Annotated in this window: 9 protein-coding genes and 1 tRNA gene; 6 read left to right on the top strand and 4 right to left on the bottom strand. The window is 68.0% G+C overall.

What is annotated here, in order from left to right; genetic code table 11:
• Both EET13_RS26465 and EET13_RS26460 read right to left on the bottom strand, forming a co-directional pair.
• Positions 1-680: PE family protein (locus EET13_RS26465; protein WP_136623261.1), on the bottom strand; the 680-nt coding region annotated here is incomplete at its 3' end.
• Positions 681-861: 181 nt separating this feature from the next.
• On the bottom strand, positions 862-3,186 hold the full coding sequence (locus EET13_RS26460; protein ID WP_122445028.1) for a DEAD/DEAH box helicase: 2,325 nt from the start codon (positions 3,184-3,186) through the stop codon (positions 862-864).
• Between the two features lie 249 nt (positions 3,187-3,435).
• On the opposite strand from EET13_RS26460, the gene cspA reads away from it, so the two are divergent.
• From cspA to topA, 3 genes are all read left to right on the top strand, one after another.
• Entirely contained in the window at positions 3,436-3,639 is a 204-nt protein-coding gene (cspA, locus tag EET13_RS26455; protein WP_007772268.1) for a cold shock protein CspA, read from the top strand.
• Positions 3,640-3,794: 155 nt separating this feature from the next.
• Complete coding sequence (locus tag EET13_RS26450) at positions 3,795-4,373, top strand: hypothetical protein (protein WP_122445027.1); 579 nt, start codon at positions 3,795-3,797, stop codon at positions 4,371-4,373.
• A gap of 195 nt (positions 4,374-4,568) precedes the next feature.
• On the top strand, positions 4,569-7,358 hold the full coding sequence (gene topA / locus EET13_RS26445) for a type I DNA topoisomerase (protein ID WP_122445026.1): 2,790 nt from the start codon (positions 4,569-4,571) through the stop codon (positions 7,356-7,358).
• 36 nt (positions 7,359-7,394) lie between these two features.
• On the opposite strand, the gene EET13_RS26440 is transcribed toward topA, so the two are convergent.
• Together EET13_RS26440 and EET13_RS26435 are read right to left on the bottom strand one after the other, a co-directional pair.
• Complete coding sequence (locus EET13_RS26440) at positions 7,395-7,772, bottom strand: helix-turn-helix domain-containing protein (RefSeq protein ID WP_122445025.1); 378 nt, start codon at positions 7,770-7,772, stop codon at positions 7,395-7,397.
• A 51-nt stretch (positions 7,773-7,823) separates the two neighbouring features.
• Complete coding sequence (locus EET13_RS26435; RefSeq protein WP_244604128.1) at positions 7,824-9,503, bottom strand: adenylate/guanylate cyclase domain-containing protein; 1,680 nt, start codon at positions 9,501-9,503, stop codon at positions 7,824-7,826.
• Between the two features lie 80 nt (positions 9,504-9,583).
• Here EET13_RS26435 and EET13_RS26430 point away from each other — a divergent pair, with 80 nt between their 5' ends.
• From EET13_RS26430 to EET13_RS30645, 3 genes are all read left to right on the top strand, one after another.
• Positions 9,584-10,798 (top strand): DNA polymerase III subunit delta', encoded by a 1,215-nt coding sequence (locus EET13_RS26430; RefSeq protein WP_122445023.1) that lies wholly within the window; start codon positions 9,584-9,586, stop codon positions 10,796-10,798.
• A 56-nt stretch (positions 10,799-10,854) separates the two neighbouring features.
• Positions 10,855-10,930, top strand: a tRNA-Thr gene (locus tag EET13_RS26425).
• Between the two features lie 5 nt (positions 10,931-10,935).
• On the top strand, positions 10,936-11,215 hold a 280-nt coding region (locus EET13_RS30645), incomplete at its 3' end, for a hypothetical protein (protein ID WP_168991340.1).

Raw genomic sequence — 11,215 nt, 5'->3', positions numbered from 1 at the left:
CCGCCCCACAGACCTGCGCCCCCGCCGGCGCCGCCGTTGCCGCCGTTGCCGGAGCCCGCTACCTGTGCGGCACCGCCGACTCCGCCGGCACCGCCATGGCCCCATAGCCATCCGCCGGCTCCGCCATTGCCACCGTTGCCGCCGCTGCCGGTAAGCGAGTTGCCACCGGCGCCACCGGCGCCGCCGGCACCCAGCAGCCCGGCGGTCCCGCCGTTACCGCCGCTTGCCCCCGGAGCGCCCGAGCCGCCGGACCCGCCGTCGCCGAGCAACCATCCGCCGGGCGCGCCGTCCTGGCCGGTTCCCGGGGTTCCGTTGGTGCCATTGCCGATCAGGGGGCGCCCAGTCAGTGTTCGGGCGGGCGCGTTGATCGCGTCGAGTATCTGCTGTAGCGGCACGACATTGGCGGCTTCGGCACCGGCATAGGCCGCGGCGCCGGCGGTCAGCGCGCCGACGAACTGCTGGTGGAACACCGCTGCCTGCCGACTCAGTGCCTGATAGTCCACGGCGTGCGCGGAAAACATGGTCGCGATAGCCGCCGATACCTCGTCCTGTGCGGCCGCCAGCAGCGTGGTCGTCGGCGCCGCCGCGGCCGTGGTGGCCGCGCTCACCGTAGCGCCAATTGCTGCGAAGTCCGTCGCGGCTGCGACCAGCGACTCGGGTGCGGCAATCAGCAGCGACATGAGTACCTCCCAGTGCGCGGCGGGCATCGATGCGGTCGGTATGCGCACCGTAGCGCGCGCCGGGCAGCGGTTCTGCAGAACTGGCACGATCACCGGCGCCGGCCGCACGTCTGGCCTGCCCCGGCCGCAACGGCTCGTGGTAGCCGGGGCGCGGGATTTCCCGCCGCCGTCTGCCCCGTGCTTAGCGACCTTCAGCAACCAACTCCGTGACCACCAGCCGCAGCACCCGCACCGCGCCTGCTTTGTCCAGCGGGTCGTTTCCGTTGCCGCACTTGGGAGATTGCACGCACGACGGGCATCCGTTCGGGCATTCGCAGGCTTCGATGGCCGCGGCGGTGGCACCCAGCCAGGTGCGTGCCCGCCGGAAGCCGCGTTCGGCGAACCCGGCTCCTCCCGGATAGCCGTCGTAGACAAAGACACTCGGCAGCCCTTCCGGACCGATCGCGGTGGAAATGCCACCGATATCGCCGCGGTCGCAACTGGCGACCAGCGGCAGCAGCCCAATGGCCGCATGTTCGGCGGCGTGCAATGAACCCGGAATCCGGGGCATGTCAATGTCGTTACGGGCCAAGGCTTCCGGAGTGATCGTGTACATCATCGCGGTGGTGGGCAGCACCTGTTCGGGCATGTCGAGCTCGACGAAGTCGATCACTTCTCCGTTGAGCCGGCGGCGTAGATACCCGATGACCCGATGGGTGACGGTGACCGGCACCAGGCCCAGGGTGACGGCGCCGAAACCCGACCGCTCGCCCGGACCGCTGACCGCGATATCGGTGACTTCTCGGGCGAATGTCGCATAGCCCGGATCCTCGGCGTGGACGAAGGCGATGCCTTCCTCGCCATCCAGCGAGTCGACGACGTAGCTTTCGCCCTGATGCAGATATACCGCGCCCGGGTGAACGCACGCCGGCGCCCGGCCCGTGTCCACACTGCCCAGCAGCCGCCCGGTGTCGGACTCGACAATGACGATCTGGCCGCCGATCGAACCTCGAATATCTACTGCCGCATGTGGTTCCACACCCGGCGCCGGAAAGTACTTGCCGCCCCGCCGGCGTAACAACCCGTCGTCGACCAGGCCTTCGGCCACCGCCGCCGCGTCCATTGACCGGACCTCAACCTCGTCGAGCGGCAATTCGACTGCAGCGCATAGCAATTGTGGGCCCAGCAGATAGGGGTTGCTCGGGTCGATGACGACTCGTTCGACCGGCTTGCCCAACAACGCGTCTGGGTGGTGAACCAGATAGGTATCCAGCGGATCGTCGCGGGCCACCAGCACCACCAACGCGCCCTGACCGCGCCGGCCGGACCGGCCAGCCTGCTGCCAAAACGAGGCGACCGTCCCGGGAAAGCCGGCCAGCACCACCGCGTCCAGCCCGGCGATGTCAACGCCCAACTCCAGCGCGTTGGTGGTGGCCAGCCCGCGCAGCCGGCCCTCGGCCAGCGCGTGCTCCAAGGCGGCGCGGTCCTCGGCAAGATATCCCGCTCGATACGAGGCCACCATGGACGACAACTCCGGTGCGATGTCGTCGAGCCTCGCCCGGGCGCCCAGCGCGGTGAGCTCCGCTGCACGCCGTGACCGGACGAACGTCAGGGCTTGTGCTCCCTCGGCGATCAGGTCGGCCATCACCCGCGCCGCCTCGGCGCCCGCCGACCGCCGTACCGGGGCGCCGTTCTCACCGGTCAAATCCGTCCGCAACGCCGGCTCCCACAACGCGACCGTGCGCGCCCCCTGCGGGGAGCCGTCGTGCACCACCTCCGTGACCGGCTGGCCGATGAGTTCGGTGGCGGTCGCGCCCGGAGAATCCGTTGTCGCGCTGGCGAATACCACCGTCGGGCCGGAACCCGGCTCGGCCGAGTAACGGGCGCACAGCCGCAACAGCCGGCGCAACACCATCGCCACATTCGATCCGAAAACGCCCCGGTAGTAATGACACTCGTCGACCACCAGGTATCGCAACCCGCGTAGCAGCACAGCCCAGCGGGCATGGTTGCGCAATATCGACAGGTGAACCATGTCCGGATTGGAGAACAGCCAGCGCGATCGTTCGCGGGCAAAGCGGCGCACCTCGGCGGGACTGTCGCCGTCGTAGGCCGTGGGGGCGACGTCGTCAAGCGGGACTGCAGCGGTCAGCGCATGGGCCGCGCGCAACTGGTCGTGGCCCAGCGCCTTCGTCGGGGACAGGTAAAGCACCCGGGCGCGCGGCTCCGTCGCCAGCGCGCTGAGGACCGGCAGCTGATAGGCCAGTGACTTGCCCGATGCTGTGCCGGTGCTGACCACCACGTGGCGTCCCTCGTGCGCCAGCTCGGCGGCCTCGAGTTGGTGCGACCACGGCACGGTGATGCCGCGGTCGACGAAGGCGCGAACCACGTTGGGGGCGGCCCATTCCGGCCAACCGGTTGGTCGGCCAAGTCGTGGTGGCAGCTCGGCGACATGGCGCAGCGGAGCCTCGCCGGACGGCGTACCGGCGAGCGCGGCGGCAAGCAGCTCGCTGCCGAAACTCGGCATTTACGCACCCTTCGAGAACTCGTCCACGACACAAGTCTGTCGCCGACGCGCCGAACATGATTGACTGATTGCGGTCGCAGCTTCTGTGTTCGTGTCAAACTTTCGCAGGATCGACGTTGCGGCCGCGGTTCCTGCGAGGTTATCGGTCGGGTTAAGTTCCGGCGACTCAGCGAGGTATGGCGGTCGCAGCTTGGCCCGGGGCACCGAGAGGCGGTGCACCGCACCCAGAAGAAAAGGAAAGATCGAGAAATGCCACAGGGAACTGTGAAGTGGTTCAACGCGGAGAAGGGGTTCGGCTTCATCGCCCCCGAGGATGGTTCCGCGGATGTGTTTGTCCACTACACGGAGATCCAGGGTTCGGGCTTCCGCACCCTCGAAGAGAACCAGAAGGTCGAGTTCGAAATCGGCCACAGCCCTAAGGGCCCCCAGGCCACCGGAGTCCGCTCCCTCTGATCCGAGCGGTTCTGACGAACCCCCCGGCGCAGCCCGCACAGCGGGTCGGGCCGGGGGGTTTTCGTTACCTCAAGGCGCGTCTGCCCGGCACACGTGGCCGCCGCGCCGGGACGTGCAGCAGCGGCGCACCGGCCGGCTGGCCTACTGTCGGTGAGGTGAGCCAGCTTTCCTTCTTCGCCGCGGAGTCGGTGCCTCCCGCGGTGGACGACCTTGCCGGAGTGCTGGCGGCCCCGGGTCAAATCGTCATGGTCGGTACCGGCGCCCGGCTGTCGGTGGTCGTCAGTGACCTGTGGCGCGCGGTTGCTCTCGCCGACATGATGCGCGACGCCGGCGTGGTATCGGAAATCGCCCGAACCGACGAAGATACCCCGCTGGTACGCACCGCAGCCGACCCGAGGCTGCGCAGGATCGCGGCCGCCTGGACCCGCGGTGCGGTAAAGACAGTGCCCCCCCGATGGCTGCCCGGGCCACGCGAGCTGCGGGCCTGGACGCTGGCGGCCGGCAGCCCGGAAGCCGACCGATATCTGCTCGGCCTGGATCCGCACGCCCCCGACACCCATTCGCCGCTGGCGTCGGCGCTGATGCGGGTCGGCATCGCACCCACCCTTATCGGCACCCGGGGCGCCCGGCCGGCGCTGCGGATCAGCGGCCGGCGCAGGCTATCACGCCTGGTAGAGAACGTGGGGGAACCTCCCGACAGTCCCGAAGCGTTAGCTCAGTGGCCACGGCTTTGAGGGGTCCCCCGCGCTGGTCTTTCAGGTAGCCGGTTTGCGCAGGCGCGCCTTAGGGTGCGAAATTGTCAGGTGCCCATGGGCGAGGGAACGGCGGCGTACCGGAATTTCACCTGAGATTCAGTGCCAGTCTGGCACTCTTCTCCTACCGGGGCGGTTCCGTGGGGAGCCAGGATGAGAGATGGAGCGTAAGCGCAGTTGGCTGAGCCGAGATCGAAGCGCCGCGACAGCGGCAATGGCAGCGGCCGGCGACTTGTCATTGTCGAGTCGCCCACCAAGGCGCGCAAACTGGCCGGCTACCTGGGGCCCAGGTACATCGTCGAGTCGTCGCGAGGTCACATCCGCGACCTGCCGCGAGCGGCGGCCGACGTGCCCGCCAAGTACAAGTCCGAGCCGTGGGCCCGGCTTGGGGTCAACGTCGACGCTGACTTCGAACCGCTCTACATCATCAGCCCCGAGAAGAAGAGCACCGTCAGCGAGTTGAAGGGCCTGCTCCAAGACGTCGACGAACTCTATCTGGCCACCGATGGTGACCGCGAGGGTGAAGCGATCGCCTGGCATCTGCTGGAAACCCTGAAGCCGCGCATTCCGGTCAAGCGGATGGTCTTCCACGAGATCACCGAACCGGCCATCCTCGAGGCTGCCGCCAACCCCCGCGAGCTCGACATCGACCTGGTTGACGCGCAGGAAACCCGTCGCATCATGGACCGGCTGTACGGGTACGAGGTCAGCCCGGTGCTGTGGAAGAAGGTCGCTCCCAAGCTGTCGGCGGGCCGGGTGCAGTCGGTGGCCACGCGCATCATCGTGCAGCGTGAGCGCGACCGGATGGCGTTCCGCAGCGCGTCCTATTGGGACATCGTGGCCACGCTGGACGCCAGCGTGTCCGACCCGAAGGCCCACCCGCCCACCTTCGCAGCCCGGCTGACGGCTGTAAACGGCCGACGGGTGGCCACTGGTCGCGACTTCGACTCGCTGGGTCAGCTGCGTAGCGTCGCTTCCGGTTTGCCGGACGTCACCATCCTGGACGAAGCGACCGCGACCGCGTTGGCCACGCGCCTGCACGGCGCCCAGCTGACGGTCGCGTCGGCGGAGGAAAAGCCTTACACCCGCCGGCCGTATCCGCCGTTCATGACGTCGACGCTGCAGCAGGAGGCCGGCCGTAAGCTCCGGTTTTCCGCCGAGCGGACGATGAGCATCGCGCAGCGGCTCTACGAGAACGGCTACATCACCTACATGCGGACCGACTCCACGACGCTGTCGGAGTCGGCGATCAACGCCGCGCGTACGCAGGCGCGGCAGCTCTACGGCGAGGAGTATGTGGCTGCCGCGCCGCGTCAGTACACCCGCAAGGTGAAAAACGCCCAGGAGGCGCACGAGGCGATTCGGCCCGCCGGTGAGACGTTCGCGACGCCGGACGCGGTGCGCCGTGAGCTCGACAACGACGAATTCCGTCTCTATGAGCTTGTCTGGCAGCGCACGGTGGCCTCGCAGATGGCCGACGCCCGCGGCACCACGTTGAGCCTGCGCATCGCCGGGACCGCCGGCGACCAGGACGTGGTGTTCTCCGCCAGCGGCCGCACGCTGACCTTCCCGGGCTTCCTCAAGGCTTACGTGGAGACGGTGGACGAATTGGTCGGCGGTGAGGCCGACGACGCCGAGCGGCGACTACCCCGCCTGACTCCCGGTCAACGGCTGGACGCCGTCGAGCTGACCCCGGACGGGCACGCCACCAACCCGCCGCCGCGTTACACCGAGGCGTCTTTGGTCAAAGCGCTCGAAGAGCTGGGCATCGGACGTCCGTCGACATACTCGTCAATCATCAAGACCATCCAGGACCGCGGTTATGTGCACAAGAAGGGCAGCGCGCTGGTACCGTCCTGGGTGGCATTCGCCGTGACCGGCTTGCTCGAGCAGCATTTCGGCCGCCTGGTCGACTACGACTTCACCGCGGCCATGGAAGACGAGCTCGACGCTATCGCCGCCGGCACCGAGCGACGCACTAACTGGCTCAACAACTTCTATTTCGGTGGCGAGCACGGCGTGGCCGATTCGGTGGCCCGCTCGGGCGGATTGAAGAAACTCGTCGGCATCAATCTCGAAGGCATCGATGCGCGAGAAGTCAATTCCATCAAGCTCTTCGACGATGCCGACGGCCGTCCCGTCTACGTCCGGGTAGGCAAGAACGGGCCGTACCTGGAACGCACGGTAACCGGCGACGATGGTGAGCCGACACCGCAGCGCGCCAACCTCGACGACTCGCTCACTCCCGACGAGCTGACCCTCGAAATAGCCGAACAACTTTTTGCCACCCCGCAAGAGGGACGCGTACTGGGTGTTGACCCGCAGACCGGCCACGAGATCGTCGCCAAGGACGGACGTTACGGCCCGTACGTGACCGAGATCCTGCCCGAGCCGGCCAACTCCGGCGAGCCCGTGAAGAAGGGCAAGAAGGCCGGCGCCGCCAAACCGCGCACCGGCTCGCTGCTGCGCAGCATGGACCTGCAGACGGTCACGCTCGAGGATGCGTTGAAGCTGCTGTCGCTGCCCCGGGTCGTGGGTGTGGATCCCGAGACGGGTGAGGAGATCACCGCGCAGAACGGACGTTATGGCCCCTACCTGAAGCGCGGCAAGGATTCTCGCTCGTTGGCAACCGAAGACCAGATATTCAGCATCACCCTCGACGAAGCGCTAAAGATCTACGCTCAGCCCAAACGCCCTGGACGCCAAAGTGCTTCGGCTCCGCCGCTACGCGAATTGGGCGCCGATCCGGCGTCGGGCAAGCCGATGGTCATCAAGGACGGACGGTTCGGACCGTACGTCACCGATGGTGAGACCAACGCCAGTCTGCGCAAGGGCGACGATGTGGCGACGATTACCGACGAGCGTGCCGCCGAACTGCTGGCCGACCGACGGGCCCGCGGGCCGGTCAAGCGGACGGCTCGCAAGACCACCCGCAAGGCGCCGGCGAAGAAGGCCGCCAAGCGCTAGCCGGGTGCATCCCTGTCGACCGCCGGGGTGCGGCGGCTAACGGCTGCCGGCAGCCACCATCTCGGCGCTCGAGAGCGCTGCTGCCAGCTGGCGTCGGGACTGCCCACCGAGTTTGCGGTAGGTGCTGGTGAGATGGACCTCAACGGTCCGCAGGCTCAGGAACAGCCGTCGGGCGATCTCGCGGTTGGTCTCATCGCTAGCGGCCAGCCGGGCGACCCGCAACTCGCTGACGGTGAGGGCGGCCGGGCACGTGAGCGCGCTGCGGCGTGGGCGGGCTCCGGCGGCAAGCAGCTCCATGCGGGACGGCAAATCGGTACGGGTCCGGGTGTAGGGGGACACCGCGGCGATGGAGCGGCAATACGGGAACAAGCCGGTCGCTGCCGCGTAATCGGTAAAGCACAATCCGCCCGTCATCCGCTTGGGCGGCGGGCGGACTTGCGATGGGAGCCCGACCTTAGCCCAATCTTAGCTCCGCGTCTCGCTGGACAGTTGTTGCTCGCAAACCTCTTCTGGCGCAGCAAGATTCAGCGGCCGTGCCAATTGGGTGGGTGCGGTGCGCCCCCGCAACTCGACGACTTCACCGACATCCCAGCACAACGCCTCGGCATCGAGGGCACCGCTGACCGCGATGGCCGACGCCAGCACGTGGCCCGCTTCCAGTTTGGCCAGTTCCGTGAGCCGGGCGGCTTCGTTCACCGGGTCGCCGATCACGGTGTACTCGAATCGGGCTTGCGCGCCGATGTGTCCGGCGATGGCCCGTCCGGCCGAAACCCCGATGCCGAACTCGGCCGAACCCAGCACCGGGATGAGTTCATCGTGCAGTTCTCGCGCGGCGCACAGGGCGGCACCGGCACCGTCGGGGTGTTCGATCGGTGCACCGAAGATGGCCAGCGCAGCGTCGCCCTGGAACTTGTTGACGAAGCCGCCGTGGCGGCCGACCGTCTCGACCACCACCCGGAAGAACTCGTTGAGCAGATGGACCACTTCGGCGGGCGGCCGGGTGGCGGCCAGCTGGGTGGAGCCCACCAGGTCCACGAACAGCACCGCCACATCGCGTTCCTGGCCGCCGAGCTCGGTGCCCCGCTCGAGGGCGCGCCGGGCTACGTCTTCGCCGACGTAGCGACCGAACAGGTCACGCAGCCGCTGCCGCTCGGACAGGTCCCGGACCATGTCGTTGAAGCCGGCCTGCAGCAAGCCCAGCTCGCTGGCGTCGTAGATCTGCATGTGAGCGTTGTAGTTGCCGCGCTGCACCTCCGACAGCGCCCAGCGCAGCTGGCGCAGCGGATCGGCGATCGACATGGCCACCAGCAGGGTGCTCACCGATCCGATGCCCAGTGCCGCCAGCGCCAGCAGCAAGATGGGATCGAACAGCTTCTCCGGGGCGGTGTGCAGCAGCGCGATCTTGTCGGACACCACCGCCAGCACGATCGCCAGCAGCGGCACCGCGGTGGACGGGATCCAGGTCAGCATCAGCCGCAAGATGACGCCGGGCGCCTTGACGTTGTCGGGCAGGCCGCTGCGCAACGCGGCCACGGCCACGGGTCGCAGGACCCGCTCCGACTGCAGGTAGCCGATGACAGCTGTCGCGGTGGCTCCCAGTGCGGTGGCAACCGCCACGACCGGCGCCGCGTATTTGGCCACCGGCCAGCTGGCGATGATGAATATCACGCCGCCGATGAACCATGCCGCGAGGCTGATGACGGTTCGGTAGAACGGCATGCGCAGGGCCCGCCGGCGGGCCAGTTCGGTGCTGGCCGGATCCGCCTCGGCGAAGATAGTGTCGCGGCGTTGCCAGCGGAAAACCGGCATCAGCAGCTTGAGATTTGCCGCAAGCCCGGCGAAAAACACGACGTGCACCGACGTTACGAAGATCGCCAGATTGAGACGAGGCAGGTCCTGCAGCTGGATCTGGTCACTGGGCGGCATGCCGTAGCGAAGGAACCCGAGCACGAACAACGCCCCGATGATGTCGGACTGCAGCATGCTCAGCGAAAACACTGGCCACGGGGTGCGCACCACCCACCGGACGAACGCGTTGATCCGCCCGGGCAATGCTGCCACGGTAGCCACGAGCCCACCGTATCCGGCGGCGGTGACTCGTCGAAAACTTTTGGCCGCCCCGGCAGGTCGCCTCTGACCGGCCACAGCGCCGAAATATTACGGGAAGGTCGCGAAACGGCTGCCGATCGATATCTGTCGGTGCGGACGAATAAAGTTCACCAGTGATGTCCGGGGTGTTTACGCGGCTGGTAGGCCAGGACGCGGTGAAAAACGAGCTGATCGGCGCCGCCAGCTCGGCGCGCGGTGATAACCGTCACAGCCTCGCCGGCGACGGAACTATGACACACGCGTGGCTGATCACCGGTCCGCCGGGTTCTGGGCGCTCGGTGGCGGCCCTGTGCTTCGCGGCGGCGTTGCAATGCACCGCCGATCCCGAGGACGGGGATCCCGGATGTGGACGCTGTCGGGCCTGTACGACGACGATGGCAGGCACCCACGCCGACGTACGGCGCGTCATCCCCGAGGGCCTGTCCATCGGCGTCGACGAGATGCGGGCCATCGTGCAGATCGCCTCGCGCAAGCCGACCACCGGACACCGCCAGATCGTGCTGATCGAGGACGCCGACCGGCTGACCGAGGGTGCGGCCAACGCCCTGCTGAAGGTGGTCGAGGAGCCGCCGCCGTCGACGGTGTTCCTGCTGTGCGCACCCTCGGTGGACCCCGAAGACATCGCGGTCACGCTGCGGTCCCGATGCCGGCACGTCGCGCTGGTGACCCCCTCGACGGCGGCGATCGCCCAGGTGCTGGTCGACAGCGACGGTCTGGACACCGACACCGCGGCCTGGGCGGCGTCGGTCAGCGGCGGTCATGTGGGACGGGCCCGGCGGCTGGCCACCGACCCGGAGGCCCGGCAGCGACGCGAGCGAGCGCTGGGACTGGCGCGCGACGCCGTGACGCCGTCGCGCGCCTACGCCGCCGCCGAGGAGCTGGTCGCCGCCGCCGAGGCCGAGGCGGTGGGACTGACCGCGGACCGGGCCGAGGCCGAGACGGAGGAGCTGCGCACGGCGCTGGGGGCCGGCGGCACGGGTAAGGGGACCGCGGGCGCGATGCGCGGCGCTACGGGCGCCATCAAAGAGCTGGAACGGCGCCAGAAATCTCGGCAAACCCGCGCCTCGCGCGACGCATTGGACCGGGCGCTGATCGACTTGGCGGGTTACTTCCGGGATGCGCTGCTGGTGTCGGAGAACGCGGCGACGGTTGCGCCCAATCACCCGGATATGGCCGAGCGGGTCGCAGCGCTGGCCTCTCATGCCACCCCGCAGCGGCTGCTGCGGTGCATCGAGGCCGTGTTGGCCTGCCGCGAAGCGCTGGCGATCAACGTCAAACCCAAGTTCGCCGTCGACGCCATGGTGGCCACCCTCGGCCAGGAGCTTGGGTGATCCTGCCCGGCTGCCGTAGACTCGTGCCGCCCGGCGCGATGGCGCCATCAGGTACCGCCGCCTTAGCTCAGTCGGTAGAGCGATTCACTCGTAATGAATAGGTCGGGGGTTCGATTCCCCCAGGCGGCTCCAGTGTGATGAGTCGTGTCATGGGTTACAGATTCCCCGGCCATCGGCCGGGGTTTTTGTTTTGGTTGCCGCCAGTAGTTTTTGTCGGGGTCGATGATGTGGCTGCTGAGGATGTGGTGGGCGGTTTTGCTGATGACGGTGACGGTTTTGCTGGTGGCCAGGATGAGTATTGGGGTGTGGGCGTGGGTGCCTCCGATGCCGAGGTGGTGTGGGCGGCTGGCGTGGCGCAGGGTGAGTTTGCCGGATTGGTCGACGATGTCGTGGCGGATGCGAAAGTGTGGGTTGGGT

The sequence above is a fragment of the Mycobacterium attenuatum genome, from assembly GCF_900566085.1.
Lineage (GTDB): Bacteria > Actinomycetota > Actinomycetes > Mycobacteriales > Mycobacteriaceae > Mycobacterium > Mycobacterium attenuatum.
Note: the sequence above shows the minus strand (reverse complement) of the source record. Positions and strands in the feature narration are given on the sequence as shown.

Bases quoted from the DNA above. Each gene is read 5' to 3' on its own strand.
- EET13_RS26460 (WP_122445028.1), bottom strand. From the start codon at position 3,186: ATGCCGAGTTTCGGCAGCGAGCTGCTTGCCGCCGCGCTCGCCGGTACG.
- cspA (WP_007772268.1), top strand. From the start codon at position 3,436: ATGCCACAGGGAACTGTGAAGTGGTTCAACGCGGAGAAGGGGTTCGGC.
- EET13_RS26440 (WP_122445025.1), bottom strand. From the start codon at position 7,772: ATGACGGGCGGATTGTGCTTTACCGATTACGCGGCAGCGACCGGCTTG.
- EET13_RS26430 (WP_122445023.1), top strand. From the start codon at position 9,584: ATGTCCGGGGTGTTTACGCGGCTGGTAGGCCAGGACGCGGTGAAAAAC.